Source organism: Microbacterium xylanilyticum (assembly GCF_054654695.1).
Genome location: NZ_BAAIEN010000002.1, coordinates 1,423,490 through 1,438,949, shown reverse-complemented (window position 1 = coordinate 1,438,949; position 15,460 = coordinate 1,423,490). Strand labels below are relative to the sequence as shown.

At 71.7% G+C, this 15,460-nt stretch carries 16 protein-coding genes; 4 read left to right on the top strand and 12 right to left on the bottom strand.

Annotated elements, in window-relative coordinates; genetic code table 11:
- Positions 1–79 precede the first annotated feature (79 nt).
- Positions 80–1,618 carry an MFS transporter gene (locus ACYQ1L_RS07480; protein ID WP_460003589.1) on the bottom strand — a complete coding sequence of 513 codons (1,539 nt, stop codon included), beginning with the start codon at positions 1,616–1,618 and terminating at the stop codon, positions 80–82.
- Positions 1,619–1,676: 58 nt separating this feature from the next.
- Between ACYQ1L_RS07480 and ACYQ1L_RS07475 the strand changes: the two genes are divergently transcribed.
- Positions 1,677–2,222 carry a TetR/AcrR family transcriptional regulator gene (locus ACYQ1L_RS07475; RefSeq protein WP_460003588.1) on the top strand — a complete coding sequence of 182 codons (546 nt, stop codon included), beginning with the start codon at positions 1,677–1,679 and terminating at the stop codon, positions 2,220–2,222.
- A gap of 10 nt (positions 2,223–2,232) precedes the next feature.
- Here ACYQ1L_RS07475 and ACYQ1L_RS07470 read toward each other — a convergent pair whose 3' ends face one another.
- The 5 genes from ACYQ1L_RS07470 to ACYQ1L_RS07450 all read right to left on the bottom strand — a co-directional run bounded on the left by ACYQ1L_RS07470 (position 2,233) and on the right by ACYQ1L_RS07450 (position 6,705).
- The gene (locus tag ACYQ1L_RS07470; RefSeq protein ID WP_460003587.1) at positions 2,233–3,516 is read right to left on the bottom strand and encodes an RNA polymerase sigma factor; all 1,284 of its coding nucleotides are present in this window, start codon (positions 3,514–3,516) and stop codon (positions 2,233–2,235) included.
- A 10-nt stretch (positions 3,517–3,526) separates the two neighbouring features.
- Positions 3,527–3,901: a YciI family protein gene (locus ACYQ1L_RS07465; RefSeq protein WP_460003586.1), complete on the bottom strand. Its 375-nt coding sequence runs from the start codon at positions 3,899–3,901 to the stop codon at positions 3,527–3,529.
- Between the two features lie 208 nt (positions 3,902–4,109).
- Positions 4,110–5,741, bottom strand: coding sequence for a phosphoglycerate dehydrogenase (gene serA / locus ACYQ1L_RS07460; protein WP_460003585.1), 1,632 nt, complete (start codon positions 5,739–5,741; stop codon positions 4,110–4,112).
- Between the two features lie 128 nt (positions 5,742–5,869).
- Entirely contained in the window at positions 5,870–6,199 is a 330-nt protein-coding gene (locus tag ACYQ1L_RS07455) for a hypothetical protein (RefSeq protein WP_460003584.1), read from the bottom strand.
- A complete protein-coding gene (locus tag ACYQ1L_RS07450; protein ID WP_460003583.1) occupies positions 6,196–6,705 on the bottom strand; it encodes a hypothetical protein in 510 nt (169 codons plus the stop codon). Before ACYQ1L_RS07450 ends, ACYQ1L_RS07455 begins: the two co-directional genes overlap by 4 nt.
- Before the next feature lie 89 nt (positions 6,706–6,794).
- Here ACYQ1L_RS07450 and ACYQ1L_RS07445 point away from each other — a divergent pair, with 89 nt between their 5' ends.
- A complete protein-coding gene (locus ACYQ1L_RS07445; protein ID WP_460003582.1) occupies positions 6,795–7,796 on the top strand; it encodes a hypothetical protein in 1,002 nt (333 codons plus the stop codon).
- 98 nt (positions 7,797–7,894) lie between these two features.
- On the opposite strand, the gene ACYQ1L_RS07440 is transcribed toward ACYQ1L_RS07445, so the two are convergent.
- From ACYQ1L_RS07440 to ACYQ1L_RS07420, 5 genes are all read right to left on the bottom strand, one after another.
- Entirely contained in the window at positions 7,895–8,653 is a 759-nt protein-coding gene (locus tag ACYQ1L_RS07440) for a copper homeostasis protein CutC (protein ID WP_460003581.1), read from the bottom strand.
- Between the two features lie 145 nt (positions 8,654–8,798).
- Positions 8,799–10,130, bottom strand: a complete 1,332-nt coding sequence (locus ACYQ1L_RS07435; RefSeq protein ID WP_460003580.1) for an alpha-L-fucosidase — start codon at positions 10,128–10,130, stop codon at positions 8,799–8,801.
- Between the two features lie 38 nt (positions 10,131–10,168).
- Entirely contained in the window at positions 10,169–10,588 is a 420-nt protein-coding gene (locus ACYQ1L_RS07430; protein WP_460003579.1) for an RbsD/FucU family protein, read from the bottom strand.
- Positions 10,589–10,624: 36 nt separating this feature from the next.
- Positions 10,625–11,605: an aldo/keto reductase gene (locus tag ACYQ1L_RS07425; protein ID WP_460003578.1), complete on the bottom strand. Its 981-nt coding sequence runs from the start codon at positions 11,603–11,605 to the stop codon at positions 10,625–10,627.
- Positions 11,598–12,905, bottom strand: a complete 1,308-nt coding sequence (locus tag ACYQ1L_RS07420) for an L-fuconate dehydratase (RefSeq protein WP_460003577.1) — start codon at positions 12,903–12,905, stop codon at positions 11,598–11,600. The genes ACYQ1L_RS07425 and ACYQ1L_RS07420 overlap by 8 nt, the downstream gene beginning before the upstream one ends.
- A 166-nt stretch (positions 12,906–13,071) precedes the next feature.
- Between ACYQ1L_RS07420 and ACYQ1L_RS07415 the strand changes: the two genes are divergently transcribed.
- Together ACYQ1L_RS07415 and ACYQ1L_RS07410 are read left to right on the top strand one after the other, a co-directional pair.
- On the top strand, positions 13,072–13,932 hold the full coding sequence (locus ACYQ1L_RS07415) for a fumarylacetoacetate hydrolase family protein (protein WP_460003576.1): 861 nt from the start codon (positions 13,072–13,074) through the stop codon (positions 13,930–13,932).
- Positions 13,929–14,699, top strand: coding sequence for an SDR family NAD(P)-dependent oxidoreductase (locus ACYQ1L_RS07410; protein WP_460003575.1), 771 nt, complete (start codon positions 13,929–13,931; stop codon positions 14,697–14,699). Before ACYQ1L_RS07415 ends, ACYQ1L_RS07410 begins: the two co-directional genes overlap by 4 nt.
- A gap of 37 nt (positions 14,700–14,736) precedes the next feature.
- On the opposite strand, the gene ACYQ1L_RS07405 is transcribed toward ACYQ1L_RS07410, so the two are convergent.
- Complete coding sequence (locus ACYQ1L_RS07405) at positions 14,737–15,414, bottom strand: FadR/GntR family transcriptional regulator (RefSeq protein ID WP_159576257.1); 678 nt, start codon at positions 15,412–15,414, stop codon at positions 14,737–14,739.
- Between the last annotated feature and the right edge of the window lie 46 nt (positions 15,415–15,460).

The following is a 15,460-nucleotide window of genomic DNA, read 5'->3' as shown; positions in this document are numbered from 1 at the left end:
GGGAGCAGGGGATCCTCCACGCCGCGATGTCGGGATCCGGGCATCCCGGGATCCCGACGAGGTTGCTCGGGCCCTCGCCTCAGTTCCCGAGCCGGCGGCCGAGCGTGAGCGCCGCGATCGCGGCGGCGCCGATCACGAGGATCCCGCCGATGAGCGAGGTCACCATGACGCCGGCGCCGAACGCTTCGGCCGCCGCGTGGCGCAGCGCCGCCCCGAGCGTCTCCGGCAGCTGATGGGCCGCGGAGAGCGCACCCGCGAGCGTCTCCCGCGCCCGGTCCGCGAGCGCTCCCGGCACCCCCTCCGGGATGACGAGGGCGTTGCGGTAGAACGCGGTGATGATGCCGCCGAGGATCGTGGTGCCGAGCACCGCGCCGAGTTCGTACGCCGTCTCGGACACGGCGCTGGCCGCACCGGCCTTCTCCGGGGGCGCCGCCGCGAGGATGAGCTCGTTGGAGACCGTCTCCGCCGCGCCGATGCCGATGCCGAGCAGCCCGAACGCGACGATCAGCGGGGCGACGCCGTGCGCGTGCGTGGTGAACGCGGCCACCAGGTAGCCCGCGAGCGAGAACACGAGCGCGGCCGGCACGAGTGCCTGCGGGCGCACCCGGCGCGCTATCGGCACCACGACGAGGCCCGCGACGATCATCAGCGCCATGCCCGGGATGAGCGCGAGGCCCGCCTGCACGGGCGCGAGCCCGAGCACGAGCTGCAGATGCTGCGACACGTAGTACAGGAAGCCGACGAGGGCGATCACGCTGAGCAGGTTGACGAGGATGGCCCCGCTGAACATGCCGCGGCGGAACAGCGCCATGTCGAGCATCGGGGTCTCCGCGCCCAGCTGGCGGCGCACGAACAGCACGCCCACCCCCACGCCGAGCACGACGAGCAGGACGACGAGCGGCGTGACGCCGTGGACGGCGAACTCCTTGATCGCGTAGACGACGGGCACCATCGTCGCCATCGACATCACGATGCTGATCGGATCGATCCTGCCCGGATTCGGATCCCTGCTCTCCGGCACGAGGATCGGAGCGAGGATCAGCAGCGGGATCAACACCGGCACCGCGACGAGGAACACGGATCCCCAGGCGAAGTGCTCCAGCAGCACTCCCCCGACGATCGGACCAAGGGCGGATCCGGCGGAGAAGCCCGCCGCCCAGATCGCGATCGCGAGGCGGCGCTGCTCGCGGTTGCGGAAGACGGAGCGCAGCAGCGAGAGGGTCGACGGCATGAGCATCGCCCCGAAGAAGCCCAGCACGGCGCGCGCCGCGATGAGCAGGCCCGCCGTGGGCGCGAACGCCGCCAGTGCGGAGATCAGCGCGAACCCGGTGGCGCCGATGAGCAGGAGCCGTCGCCGGCCGAACCGGTCGCCGAGCGTGCCCATGGTCACGAGCAGGCCCGCGAGCACGAGCGGGTACGCGTCGATGATCCACAGCTGCTCGATGCCGCTGGGGCGCAGGGCCGTGGAGATCTCGGGCAGCGCGAACGACAGCACGGTGTTGTCGACGGAGACGAGCAGCACGGGCAGCATGAGCACGACCAGCGCCGCCCAGCCGCGCGCACCGACGCGGGGGCCGTCCTCGGTCCCCGGCAGGGAGATCGACGCTGTGGCGGACATGATGCACCTCTCGTTTCGCGGCGGATAACTTAACCGTCCAGCTGGTATAGTAACAGACATGGCCAGACCCCCGCATGCCCGCGAACGCGTGATCGACGCCTACGAGGCCCTGCTCATCTCCGAGGGAGAGCGCGCCGCGACCCTCGATGCCGTCGCCCGCTCCGCCGGGGTCTCCAAGGGCGGCTTGCTCTACCACTTCTCGTCCAAGGAGGAGCTCGCGACGGCGATGCTCGCCCGGCTCGCCCGGCTCGTCGATGAGGACGTCGCCGAGATGCACGTGGCGGCGACCGGCCCCGTGGAGTACTACCTGCGCACCTCGGTCATGATGGACGACGCTCTCGACCGCGCGATCATCGCGGTCTCCCGCCTGGCCCAGGGCGGAAGCCAGCCGGCGGCGGAGGCCCTGCACCGCATGCGGGAGCGCTCGGCGGCGGAGATCCGCCCGCACGTGCGGGATCAGGCGGCGCTCGATCTCGTGCTGCTGCTCAGCGACGGCCTGTTCTTCAACAACGCCGTCGACGCCGACGGATCCGACGGTGTCGTCCCCTCGGGCACCGCGCTGGACGAGCTGGTCGCGCTCGTGCTGCAGGCGACCCGGCGCTGACTCCGGGCTCTCAGCCCTCCGCCGGACCGCCCGCCGGGTCGCCGTCCACTGAGGCGCCCGCGGCGCCCAGTCGCCGTTCGAGGTGGCGACGGATCGCGCTGTCCGCGGTGCGGTCGATCGCGGCGCGGAGATCGGCCTCAGCCCCGGACGCGTCGCCGGCGCGGATGCCCAGCTCGGCGCGCACGGCGAACGCCTGAGCGGCGAGCGGGCCGGCGAAGAGCTCCTCGTCGGCGTCGAGCTCCAGACGCACGCCCGCCGCGTCATGCCCGTCGGCGTAACCGCGGGCCACCAGCCGGGCGAGCCGGGCGGACGGCGACGGCCACTGCGCGACCAGCCCGTCGTAGAGCAGCGCGATCGCCGCCCAGTCGGTCGCGTCCCAGCCGGGGGCGATGGCATGGAGGCCGGCGATCCCCGCCTGCAGCGCGAAGCGACCGGGCGTCTCGTGAACGTCCCCGCCGCGCAGCGCGCGGGTCGCGAGCGCCTCCCCCTCGGCGATCAGCGCGCGGTCCCACAGGCTCCGGTCCGCCTCGGCGAGCGCTACGAGCTCCCCGGCCGGATCCACGCGGGACGGATGCCGCGCCTCGGTGAGCAGCAGCAGCGCGAGCAGGCCGCACGCCTCGGTGTGCTCGTCACCCGCGACGCGCAGGGCGTCGCGCGCGAGAGCGACGGCGTCCGCACAGAGCCGGCGGCTGTCGGCGCCGGTGGGCGCCGCATACCCGGTCGTGTACAGCAGGGCGATGACGGAGAGCGCATCGCCGAGCCGCGCGGCCACCTGCTGCTCGTCGGTCATCTGGAACCGGATGTCGGAGTCGTGCAGTCGCTTCTTCGCCCGGGTGAGACGCGCGGCCATCGTGCTCTCCGTCACGAGCAGCATCGCGGCGACGTCGGCCGTCGGGATGCCGCACACGAAGCGCAGCGCGAGAGCGAGCCGGGTCTCCTGGGCGAGCTCCGGATGGCACACCGTGAGGATCAGCTCGAGCCGCTCGTCGCCGGTGAACGCGAAGTCCGGGAACAGGTCGGCGGGAGCGATGACCATCTCGAACACGAGCACCGGCAGCGCCTTCGCCGCGGTCCGCGCACGGCGGATGCCGTCCACGGCGATCCGCCGCGCCGCCGTGGTGATCCATGCGGCGGGGTTCGCCGGCGCGCGTCCTTCCCTTTCCTGGGCGATCGCACGCAGGAACGCCTCCTGCACGGCGTCCTCCGCGAGCTGCAGATCGCCGGTGTACGCCGTCACCGCGCCGAGGATGCGCCCCGCGTCGGCGCGGAACGCATCCTCGATCCGGCTGGCCATGGTCGGCCGCTCAGCCCATCGCCGGGGCGCCGCCGGACATGTCGAGGACGGGGTGCACGTCGAGCCAGCCGCCGGTGGGCACGAGCGCCGCGAGCTCGCGCGCCTGCTCCGGCGAGTCCGCGGTGAACACGTAGAAGCCGGTGACGACCTCGCGCGTCTCCCCGAAGGGACCGTCCGTGAAGACAGGACCGTCGGCGGTGGGACGGATCCGAAACGCCTCGGCCTGCGGGCGCAGCGGGACGCCGGCGGTGATCCGGTGGCCCGCGGCCTGGACGGCGGCCTGGAAGGCCTTGTGGCCCTCGAGATCGGCCTCGATCTGCGCCGCGGGGAGCTTGGCGGGGTCCCACTCGGGCTCGTGGATGATGATCATGTACTCGTCGGACATGGTGTCTCCTTCGTCGTGCGGGCGGAGTGCCCGTGAGGTGTCGAACACCGATACGACGTGGAGAGCCCGCCGAAATCGACAACCCGGCCAGATTCTCCCAGAGAAAGTCCGCCGGGGTGCGGGGCACGCACGCGCGCAGACGACGAACCGCCGCCCGGATGGTCCCGGGCGGCGGTCCTTCGCGAGTCTCAGCGACCGCTGTGCCGGATCAGGCCTCGACGAGCTCGATCTGGCGGAACAGGTCGGCGTCGATCGCGTCGCGCACCTCCTCGAGGAGCGTCTCCGGGATCGGCGAGTCGAGGGTCAGCACGCTGAGCGCCTGGCCGCCGGCGGTCTCACGGGCGATCTGCATGCCGGCGATGTTGATGCCGGCGTCGCCGAAGCGCTGGCCGTAGACCGCGACGATGCCGGGGCGGTCGGTGTAGAGCATGACGACGTGGTGCTTCTCGATCGGCAGCTCGACGGCGTGGCCGTTGATCGCGACGAGCTTCTCGATCTGCTTCGGGCCGGTCAGGGTGCCCGACACCGAGACCTGGCTGCCGTCGGCGAGGGCGCCGCGCAGGGTGATGACGTTGCGGTACTCCTCGCTCACGTCGTCCTGGACGAGGCGGACCGCGACCCCGCGCTGCTCGGCGAGCAGCGGCGCGTTCACGTACGACACGGTCTCGCTGACGATGGGCGTGAAGACGCCCTTGAGCGCGGCGAGGCGCAGCACGCCCACGTCGTAGCCGTTGAGCTCGCCGTGCACCTCGACGTCGAGGCTGGTCAGCGGCGACTGTGCGAGGGCGGAGAGGATCTGGCCGAGCTTCTCGGTGAGCGGGATGCCGGGGCGCACGTAGGGGTCGATGACCCCGCCGGCCACGTTCACCGCATCCGGGACGAGGTCGCCGCCGAGCGCGAGGCGCACGGAGCGCGCGACCGAGACGCCGGCCTTCTCCTGCGCCTCGTCGGTCGACGCGCCCAGATGCGGGGTGACGACGACGTTCGGCAGGGCCGTGAGGGCACGGGCGGTGCTGCCCTCGGCCGGGGGCTCGGTGGTGAAGACGTCGAGGCCGGCGCCGGCGATCTCGCCGTTCTGCAGCGCGACCAGCAGCGCCTCCTCGTCGATGAGGCCGCCGCGCGCGACGTTGACGACGTACGCGGTCGGCTTCATCGCGCGGAACTGCTCTGCGCCGATCATGCCGGTGGTCTCCGGCGTCTTCGGCATGTGGATCGTGAGGAAGTCGCTCTCCGCGACGAGCTCCTCCAGGCTCAGCAGCTGCACGCCGAGCTGCTGGGCGCGGGCGCTCGTGACGTAGGGGTCGTAGGCGACGACGCGCATGTCGAAGGCGGCGAGGCGGGCGGCGACGAGGGCGCCGATGCGGCCGAGGCCGACGATGCCGACGGTCTTCTCGAAGAGCTCGGTGCCCGTGAAGGAGCTGCGCTTCCACTCCCCCGCCGACAGCGACGCGTGCGCGGCCGGCACGCGACGGGCGAGGCTGAGGATGTGCCCGACGGTGAGCTCGGCGGCCGAGACGATGTTCGAGGTGGGGGCGTTCACCACCATGACGCCCGCGGCGGTGGCCGCCTTGATGTCGACGTTGTCGAGACCCACGCCGGCACGGGCGACGACCTTCAGCACGGGCGCGTGCGAGAGCGCCTCGGCGTCGATCCTCGTGGCCGAGCGGATGAGGACCGCGTCGGCGTCGGCGAGGGCGGCGAACAGCGCCTCACGGTCGGTGCCGTCCACGGAGCGGATGTCGAAGTCGGGGCCGAGCGCATCCACCGTGGCGGGCGAGAGCGTCTCTGCGAGGAGGACGACGGGCTTGCGGGCGGACGAGTTCACGGCGTTCTCGGGCACAGAGAGATCCTTCGGGGCTGGGAAGGGGGATCCGGACGCGCCGCACCGTCGGGGCGCGATAGTGCGAACAGCCTACCCGAGAGCGGTGAGCCTCCCGGACCGTGTGACGCCCCGGGTCGCCCCGCCGCTCAGTGCGCGCCGGACAGGGTGTACCCCACGACGTCCAGCCAGAACACCGCCACCACGCCGAGACCGCCGAACAACACGAGCGCCACGACGCCCAGGCCGCGGCGCCGGGTGAGTGCGATCGCCAGGGCGTACACGATCACGGGCATCACGATCGCGAGGATCAGCGCCACCCACGTCGTCGCGTCGACGGCGAGGCCCACGAGCGGGATCATGTACGCGATCGCGTTCCAGACGGCATAGGCGTACAGCAGCCCGAACACACCGAGCAGGGTGTAGAAGATCCACCGCGGCCGGCGCGGATCCGTCGTCTTCAGGGCTTCCGCACTCATGCTCCCACCGTCCCGAACATCACGAAGGGCCACGGCACGAGCAGCGCCGCGCCGGCGATCAGCGCCACGATGCGGATCCACGACGCGCGACCTCGGGTGAGCGCCCAGGTCGCCGCGAACCACAGCACGGGGGCGAGGGCCGCGAGCCACATCCACGGGAAGTACGTCCAGTCCCCCAGCAGGAGTGACGCACGCGGCCGCAGCCGGAATCCGCCGACGATCCACCCCGCTGCGAAGAGCAGGTACACGCCGCCGATGATCCCGTAGAACACGAGGGCCGCGTTGCCGGCCCCCGCGGGCTCCTCCTCGTCCGCGGAGCGGGCGGCGGCCGCCGTGCCCGTGGCCGCGTCCTCCGCCGGCGCCGCGGGCGGCACGTCGTCGCGCACGGCCTCACCGGAGGCCGAGGCCGGCGGCGCAGCAGCAGGGGGTGTCTTCGCCGCGGGAGCGGTCGGCGCTTCGGGGTCGTCACCCTCCCAGCGCAGCGCGTCGTCCGGATCGGTCGTCATGCGTCCAGCGTAGCGAGCGATATCCCACGTGCGCGGCCCCGACGCCACTAGGCTCGGCTGCATCAGCAGGGGGAAGGGAAAGGACCACCGTGCCTGAAAACAGCAGCAAGAGACCCGCCCGCACCGCCGCGGGCAGGAACGCCTCCGCCGCGGCGAACGCCGCGGCTCCCACGGACGGCCCGGCGGATCCGCCCGCCGGCTGGACGCCCACACCCGAGGCCAAGGCGACCGCGACCCGCTTCCGCTGGATCGCCGCCGTGCTCTGGGTCATCGCGATCGCCGCAGAAGCCGTCGGCATTTTCTGGCTGCTGCGGCAGCGCCAGGTCACCGGCGGCGACGGCAAGCTCGTCCGCAACCCCGACACCGGCCTGCTCGAGCAGCAGGGCGCGACGGCGACGTTCCCGCAGTGGGCGTTCATCACGCTCCTCGTGCTGTTCGTCGTGATCGCGGCGCTGTCGATCACCGGATCCTTCCTGTGGAAGAAGGCCAACCACCTCGATCCGGCCCGCCGCTCGGATACGGTGCGGTTCTTCGTGCAGAACCAGCTCGGGGCGATCATCGCGATCGTCGCGTTCGTGCCGCTCATCATCATGGTGTTCCTGAACAAGAACATGGACAAGGGGCAGAAGACGATCGCCGGCATCGTCGGCATCGCCCTGGCCGCGCTCGCGGTCGTGCTGGGCATCGACTTCAAGCCGGCGTCCGTCGAGCAGTACACCGCGGACCAGTCGACGGTGATCCAGCTGCTCGGCAAGGACCAGGTGACGTGGGTCTCCGGCGGCGCGGTCTACCACGTGTGCGACAAGGTGTCGGACATCCAGACCGGCAGCCAGATCCAGACCGGCACCACCGCCCAGGCCGTCGCGGCCGGGAAGGAGCGCCTGACCCTGAAGTTCGCCTCGGAGCTCGAGAAGTGCGGCCTGCCGGTCCCGCAGAACGCCACCGCGATCGCCGACGCGCTGCGCCAGATCCAAGGCGGTCAGACCGTCAGCCTCCCCGCCCCGGTGTGGGCGAACGGCACCCAGGCGCCGATCACCGTGCCGGACGCCCCGTCCTCGGGCTCGGCGCCCGCTCCGACCAGCACCCCGTGACCGGCGCGGTCTGAGCCGACGAAGAGCGCGGCGCTCCCGAGGGGGCGCCGCGCTCTTCTCGTGTGCGGCGCCCTTCGTCTCGTCGCTGCGCACCTCGCTCAGGAACCGGCGAACCCGGGCTCCTGGGTGAGCGCGCCACGAAGCGCCGCCGCGGCCCGGCGCACGATGGCGCCGTCGGTGACGTCGAAGCCCGGATCCCCACCGCCCGGTCCGCTCGATGCCGTGTCCCCCGAGGGCTGCCGCGCGGAGAGGTGGATCGCGTCCACGCCGCACGCCAGGAGCGCGGGAACGTCCTCGACGCGCACGCCTCCGCCAGCCATGACCTCGAGCCGCCCTGCCGCCGTGGACACCAGGGCGCTCAGCGTCTCGCGACCGTCGACGCTGCGGGCCGCCCCGCCACTGCTCAGCACGCGCCGCACCCCGCACGCCACCAGGTCGTCGACGATCGCCGCCGGCTCGGGGAGCACGTCGATCGCGCGGTGGAACACGAGGTCCGCGTCGCCGGCGGCACGCCGCCACTCGTCGAGCGCGGCCCGGTCGGGCTCACCGGCGGCGGTCAGCGCACCGACCACCACGGCGCCGACGCCGCGCCGCACCACGTCCGCGATGTCGGCGGCGACGAGCGCGACCTCCTCCGGCGCGTACACGAACCCCCCGCCGCGCGGCCGCACGAGCACGGCGACGCGCTCCGGGGCGCCGGCCGCGGCGAGCACCGCATCGATGGTCGCCGCGGAGGGCGTCAGTCCGCCGGTCGCGGCGAGCGCCTGGCAGAGCTCGACCCGGTCCGCGCCGCCGTCGAACGCGATGCGCGTGCCGGCGGGGCCGTCGACGGCGATCTCGAGCGCGGGAGCCGTCACGGCGCGACCGTGCCGACATTGATGAGCAGGTTGCCGTTCCTGGGGACCACGTCGACGAGCATACGGATCGGAAGCACGCACCGGCACGGCGAGTCGCCTCGTGGAGCTCGGCGATGAAGTCGCGGCGCGGTCCGCGGGAGCACGGCTACGAGGTCGAGACGACGGCGGACGTGCTCCCGCGCGTCCGCGACAGCGACCCCATCGCGACCACGCTCGCGGGCGCGAGCGTGAGCTCGATCACGGGGATCAGCACGTCCGGACGCCGCACGGGAAGGTGCACGGTGAGCGTGCCCTCGGCCTCGCCCGCGGGCGTCATCAGGGTCGCCTGCTGCTCGGGATCGGTCACCGACGTCCTGAGCCACGATCCGTCGTTCAGCAGCCGCGCGTAGGTGACCCGCCCGGCGAGCCCCTCGAGGTGCACGTAGCCGAGCGGCCACGAGAAGAGGTGCAGATAGAGGCGGTCGCCGCGGCGGGTGTAAACGCCCTCGCGCGGCGCGGCGAAAGGAGCATACCCGGCGCCGACGATCGCGTCACGATGCAGCCGCATCCATTCTGCGAGCTCCGCGAGCACCGCCTCGTCGCGCGGCGCGATGCTCCCCCGCCCGTCGGGGCCGACGTTGAGCAGCATGTTGCCGTCCATCGACACGGAGTCCGCGAGCATCTGGGCGAGCAGCAGCGCGGACTTCTGGTCGTGGTTGTCGCGATGGTAGCCCCAGGATCCGTTGATCGTCTGGCATGCCTCCCACACCTGCGGGACGCCGTCCACGACGATCGGGGCGGTCGGCTGGTACTGCTCGGGTGTGACGAAGTCCCCGGGGATGCCGAGCCGGTCGTTCACGAGCATCTGCGGCTGCAGCTCGCGGCACAGCGCCAGCAGTCCCTGCGCGTCCCAGTCCTCGGGGCCCTTGCCGTCCCAGCCGTCCGCCGGATCCGGATAGGTGAAGTCGAAGAACAGGTAGTCGATGTCGCCGTACTGCGTGAGCAGCTCGCGCACCTGCCCGTGCAGGTAGGCGCGGTAGCGGCCCATGTCGCGCTCGGCGTTGCGCTCGTGCTCGATCGCATCGCCGCGTCGGGGGTGGTTCCCGTCCACCGTGAAGTCCGGGTGGCGCCAGTCGATCAGCGAGTGGTAGAGCCCGACGCGCAGTCCCTCGGCGCGCAGCGCGTCGACGTACTCGCGGACGAGATCCCTCCCGCACGCGGCGACCGAGGTGTAGTCGGTCAAGGCCGAATCCCACAGGCAGAACCCGTCGTGGTGCTTCGTGGTGAGCACGACGTATCCCATCCCGGTCGCCTTGGCTCGGCGCGCGAGCGCCGCCGCATCGAACAGGTCGGGGTCGAAGTGGTCGAAGTAGACCCGGTACTCCTCCGCTGTGAGGCGCTCGTAGTTCTGCACCCACTCGTGCCGGGCGGCGCCGCTGTACAGGCCGAAGTGCACGAACATCCCGAACCGCGCCTCGTCGAACCACTGCTGTCGCATCTGTGCTCGTCCTCCCTGGACGTCGAAACGGTGCCCGCTCAGGCGGACGGGTGACCGACGACGCCCTTGCGCAGCAGGGCGTTGCCGTACTTCCGGGTCTCCCCGGTGCGCACCATCAGGTACGCGCTCCTCGCGACGTCGTAGTACGCGAAGCGCTCCACGAAGCGCGTGCTCTGCACGTCGGTTCCCGCGGCGGCCATGAGCTCGCGCTGCACGTCGAGCACCTCGCCGTCGGCCGAGGCCATGACGTCCATGCCCGGCGCGTCGTCGAGCGGCAGCACGGTGCGGATCGCGGCCACCAGGTCCGGGGTGGACGTGCCGGGCAGATCGACGACGCGCGCACCCAGCGCCCACGCGGGGAAATGCGCGTCGGCCACGACGACCGCGTCGGAGTGCCCCATCCGGTCGAGGTGCAGCAGCAGCTCCCCGGTGAGCAGGGGGTGGATTCCTTCGAGCATGAGCTCCCCTTCGTTCGTGTTCGGCCGGTCCGCGACTCAGGCCGGGATGAGTCCCTCGTGCGCGAGCTCCCGCCAGAGGTCGGCGGGGATCGCGAGTGCCGCGAGCTCCCCGTTCTGGCGCAGCTGCTCCGGGCGGCTGCCGCCGACCACGACCGACTCCACGACCGGCGACTGCAGCGGATACTGGATCGCCGCGGCGGGCAGAGGCACGCCGTGGGCACGGCACACGTCGGCGATCCGCGTGAGCCGCTGCCAGAGCTCCTCCGGCAGGGCGCCGTACTCGTAGCGCCCGTCGCGGCGTGGCTCGCTCTGTGCGAGCAGCCCGGAGTTGAACACCGATGCGGCGACGATCCGCGTACCGCGCTCGGCGCACGCGGGGATCACGTCGGCGGCGGCCGGCTGCTCGAGCAGGGTGTACCGCCCGGCGACCATGATCGTGTCGAGGTCGGCTGAGCGGACCGCTGCGGCGAGCGCCTCGGGGGTCATGGATCCGATGCCGATGCGGGCTATCTGTCCATCGGCGCGCAGCGCCTCGAGCGCCGGGAACGCTTCGGCGAGGGCCAGATCCAGGTCGTGCCGCTCCGGATCGTGCAGGTACAGGATGTCGATGCGCTCGATGCCGAGGCGCTCGCGAGACTCCTCCAGGCTGGCGCGGATCCCTGCGGCGGAGAAGTCCCACACGCGACGGAGGTCGTCGGGCACGAAGAAGTCGTTGGCCGTGTCCAACCCGCCCGCGACATGGTCCGGGTTCGGCCGCAGCAGCCGCCCCGCCTTGGTCGAGAGCACGTACTCGTCACGCGGCTTCGTCTGCAGGAAGGCCCCGAGACGGCGCTCGGACAGCCCGAGTCCGTAGTGCGGTGCAGTGTCGTAGTGCCGGATCCCGCTCTCCCAGGCTGCGTCGAGCACCGCCCATGCCTCGTCGTCCGTGAGCGGGCGGAAAAGGTTGCCGACGTTGGCGGCCCCGTACCCCAGCGACGGGATATCAGACCGGTGCACGCCGTCCGTGAGCTCAGACATGCGCGCCGGCTCCCCGGTGCTCCCCGGTCCAGGCGAATTCGGCGCGGCTGGCGGCCTTCATCTCCATGCCGTTGCCCGGCGCGGTGGGAGCCGTATACGCGCCATCCCGGATCTCCGTCGGCGTGACGAAGTGCTCGTGCAGGTGGTCCACGTACTCGATCATGCGCCCCTCGCGGGTGCCCGAGATCGCGATGAAGTCGAACATGGACAGGTGCTGCACCGCCTCGCAGAGGCCCACGCCGCCCGCATGCGGGCAGACCGGCACGCCGAACTTCGCGGCGAGCAGCAGGTTCGCGATGTTCTCGTTCACGCCGGCGACCCGCACGGCGTCGATCTGCATGACCTGGATCGCGTCGGCCTGCAGCAGCTGCTTGAAGATCATCCGGTTCTGCGCGTGCTCGCCGGTGGCGACGCGGATCGGTGCGACACCGCGGGCGATCTCTGCGTGCCCGAGCACGTCGTCGGGGCTGGTGGGCTCCTCGATCCAGGCGGGGTGGAACTCCGCCAGAGCGTTCACCCAGGCGATCGCCTCGGAGACCTCCCACCGCTGGTTGGCGTCGATCGCGATCGGGAAGTCGGGTCCGCACACCTCGCGAGCCTTTCGGAAGCGGCGGGTGTCGTCGTCGAGATCGGCGCCCACCTTGAGCTTGATCTGCCCGAAGCCCTGCGCCATGGCCTCGCGGGCGAGCCGCTCCAGCTTCTCGTCCGAGTAGCCGAGCCATCCGGGGCTGGTCGTATAGCCGGGGTAGCCGGTGGCGAGCAGCTGCGCCTCGCGCTCGCTGCGGCCTGCCTCGCCGGCGCGGAGGATGTCGAGCGCGTCCTCGCGGGTGAGGGCGTTGCTGAGATAGCGGAAATCGACGAGGTCGACGATCTCCTCGGGGCTCATCCGGGACAGCAGCTGCCACAGCGGCAGTCCCGCGCGCTTGGCCTTGAGGTCCCAGAGCGCGTTGATCACGGCGCCGATGGCCATGTGCATCACGCCCTTCTCGGGGCCGAGCCAGCGCAGCTGCGAATCGCCGATGAGTTCGCGGAAGGTGGCGCCCATGTCGTCCAGCAGCGGTTCGAGCTCGCGGCCCACGAGGTGACCGGCGAGGGCATCGATCCCCGCGACCTGCACGTCGTTGCCGCGCCCGATCGTGAACACGAAGGCGTGCCCCTCGATGCCGTCGGCGGCGTCCGTGCGCACGATCACGTAGGCGGCGGAGTAGTCCGGGTCGGGGTTCATCGCGTCGGAGCCGTCGAGGCTGAGCGACGTGGGGAAGCGGATGTCGCTGGTCTCCAGCGCGACGATGCGGCTCACGGTTCTCCTGTTCTGGGCCTGCGTCGAGGAGCAACCGGCTCGGATGACCGTGCTCCTGACACTTGGGAGTGTAAACATCGGATGTCTATACTGTCAACGCAGGGATCCTTCGCGCACTCTCGGTCGCCTCGGCTCCCGCCCGTCCCCCTGAGAAGGCAGGAGAACCATGAAGTTCGCGCGTCTGGGCGACGTCGGATCCGAGATCCCCGTCGTCATCGTCGATGACCGCCACTACGACCTGAGGCCCGTGACCTCCGATGTGAACGGCGACTTCCTCGCCGATGACCCGGTCGGACGCACCCGTGCCGCGCTCGAGTCGGGCTCCCTGCCGGAGCTCGTCGACGCGTCGGAGCGCCGGATCGGATCCCCGATCGCGCGACCCAGTGCCGTGATCTGCGTCGGACAGAACTACGCGGCGCACGCCCGGGAGTCCGGGGCGGAGCCGCCGGCGGTGCCGATCCTGTTCCTGAAGACGCCGAACACGGTCGTCGGCCCCGATGACGCCGTGACGATCCCGCGCGGGAGCGAGAAAACGGACTGGGAGGTGGAGCTCGGCGTCGTGATCGGCGCCCGGACCGCCTATCTCGACTCCCCCGACGAGGCCGCGGCGCACATCGCCGGCTACGTCGTGTGCAACGACGTGTCCGAGCGGGCCTTCCAGATGGAGGTGTCCGGCGGGCAGTGGTCGAAGGGCAAGGCGGCGTTCGGCTTCAACCCCACCGGCCCGTGGCTGGTCACGCCGGACGCGGTCGACGTGCAGAACCTGCGCCTGCGCAGCTTCGTGAACGGCGAGGCCCGACAGGACTCGTCGACGAGCGACATGATCTTCTCCGTGGCAGAGATCGTGCACCACATCTCGCAGTACATGACGCTCGAGCCCGGGGACCTCATCCTCACCGGCACCCCGCAGGGCGTGGCGTTCGGCGGGAAGTTCCCGTACCTCCGCCCGGGTGACGTGGTGGAGATCGACATCGAAGGGCTGGGAAGCCAGCGTCAGGAGTTCACCGCATGGGAGGCGCAGGCATGACCGTTCAGCAGGCTCAGGGACCGCAGGTGGAGGGGCTCGTCGCGATCGTCACGGGCGGCGCATCCGGGATCGGTGCGGCCATCGCCGCGCAGCTGCACGAGCAGGGCGCACAGGTCGCGGTGCTGGACCGCGATATCGCGCACGCGGATCCGCGGTTCGCGGCGTTCACCGCCGACGTGTCGGACCGCGCGAGCGTGAACGCCGCCGTCACGGCGATCGCCGAGCGCTTCGGCCGCATCGACATCGTGGTGAACAACGCCGGGATCGGCGCGCAGGGTGACATCGCGGCGAACGACGACGACGAGTGGGCGCGCGTGCTGTCCATCAACGTGACCGGGATCGCCCGGGTGACCAGCGCGGCCCTCCCCTGGCTGCGGAAGTCGCCGGCAGCCGCGATCTGCAACACGGCCTCCATCGCCTCGACCACGGGGCTCCCGCAGCGCGCGCTGTACTCGGCGTCGAAGGGCGCTGTCTCGGCGCTCACCCGCGCGATGGCCGCCGACCACCTCCGCGAGGGGATCCGGGTGAACGCCGTGAATCCGGGCACGGCGGACACCCCGTGGGTGGGCCGGCTGCTCGATGCCGCCGCCGACCCCGAGGCCGAGCGCGCCGCGCTGAACGCCCGCCAGCCGCACGGCCGCCTGGTCTCGCCGGACGAGGTCGCCGGCGCGGTGCTGTACCTGGTCAGCCCCGCGTCCGGATCCACGACCGGCACCTTCATCGAGGTCGACGGCGGCATGGCGCAGCTGCGCCTGCGCCCGGAGTGACGCGCTCGTGCTGAGCCGCCCAGGCCCTGACCGGTGCTCAGGCCTGGGCGGCCTGACGGAGCCAGCGCTCGACGCCTGCGATGTGCGCCGTCGCGAGCGAGGTCGCGAGCGCCGGGTCGTGCTGCGCGATGGCGTCGGCGATCGCCCGGTGCTCCGACAGGGTGCGCTCCACGGCGCCCTGCTCGGTGAGTCCGCGCCAGACCCGCGCCCGGATCGTCTGGCTGGACAGGCTGTCGATGAGGCTGGCGAGGTAGCCGTTGCCGGTCATCTGCACGATCTCCCGGTGGAAGCGGATGTCGTGCGCGACCAAGTCGTCGATGGACACGCCGGAGTCGACGCCCGCGATCTCCGCCTGCAGCGCGGCGATGGCCTCATCGCTGCCGTGGGTGGCGGCCAGGCCCGTGGCCTGCGACTCCAGCATTCGGCGCACCGCGAACAGCTCGAGCAGGGAATCGTCGTCGTGCATGTCGACGACGAAGCTGATCGCCTCGAGAAGCAGGTGCGGCTCGAGGCTGGTCACGTAGGTGCCGTCGCCGCGGCGCACGTCGAGCACCCGGATGACCTCGAGCGCCTTCACGGCTTCCCGCATCGAGTTGCGGGACAGCCCGAGCCGCTCGGCGAGCTCCTTCTCCGGAGGAAGCCGGTCCCCCGGGCCGAGCTCGCCCGACACGATCATCGCCTTGATCTTCTCGATCGCCTCGTCGGTCACTGCCATGGCGTCATCATAGGGGTTCGGCGTATTCATCGGATGTCTACGCCGC

Excerpts from the sequence above, each read along its gene's own strand:
- ACYQ1L_RS07480 (WP_460003589.1), bottom strand. The coding sequence starts at position 1,618 with ATGTCCGCCACAGCGTCGATCTCCCTGCCGGGGACCGAGGACGGCCCC.
- ACYQ1L_RS07465 (WP_460003586.1), bottom strand. The coding sequence starts at position 3,901 with ATGTCCGACGAGTACATGATCATCATCCACGAGCCCGAGTGGGACCCC.
- ACYQ1L_RS07475 (WP_460003588.1), top strand. The coding sequence starts at position 1,677 with ATGGCCAGACCCCCGCATGCCCGCGAACGCGTGATCGACGCCTACGAG.
- ACYQ1L_RS07430 (WP_460003579.1), bottom strand. The coding sequence starts at position 10,588 with ATGCTCGAAGGAATCCACCCCCTGCTCACCGGGGAGCTGCTGCTGCAC.
- ACYQ1L_RS07470 (WP_460003587.1), bottom strand. The coding sequence starts at position 3,516 with ATGGCCAGCCGGATCGAGGATGCGTTCCGCGCCGACGCGGGGCGCATC.
- ACYQ1L_RS07455 (WP_460003584.1), bottom strand. The coding sequence starts at position 6,199 with ATGAGTGCGGAAGCCCTGAAGACGACGGATCCGCGCCGGCCGCGGTGG.
- ACYQ1L_RS07405 (WP_159576257.1), bottom strand. The coding sequence starts at position 15,414 with ATGGCAGTGACCGACGAGGCGATCGAGAAGATCAAGGCGATGATCGTG.
- ACYQ1L_RS07410 (WP_460003575.1), top strand. The coding sequence starts at position 13,929 with ATGACCGTTCAGCAGGCTCAGGGACCGCAGGTGGAGGGGCTCGTCGCG.
- ACYQ1L_RS07450 (WP_460003583.1), bottom strand. The coding sequence starts at position 6,705 with ATGACGACCGATCCGGACGACGCGCTGCGCTGGGAGGGTGACGACCCC.
- ACYQ1L_RS07435 (WP_460003580.1), bottom strand. The coding sequence starts at position 10,130 with ATGCGACAGCAGTGGTTCGACGAGGCGCGGTTCGGGATGTTCGTGCAC.
- ACYQ1L_RS07425 (WP_460003578.1), bottom strand. The coding sequence starts at position 11,605 with ATGTCTGAGCTCACGGACGGCGTGCACCGGTCTGATATCCCGTCGCTG.
- ACYQ1L_RS07415 (WP_460003576.1), top strand. The coding sequence starts at position 13,072 with ATGAAGTTCGCGCGTCTGGGCGACGTCGGATCCGAGATCCCCGTCGTC.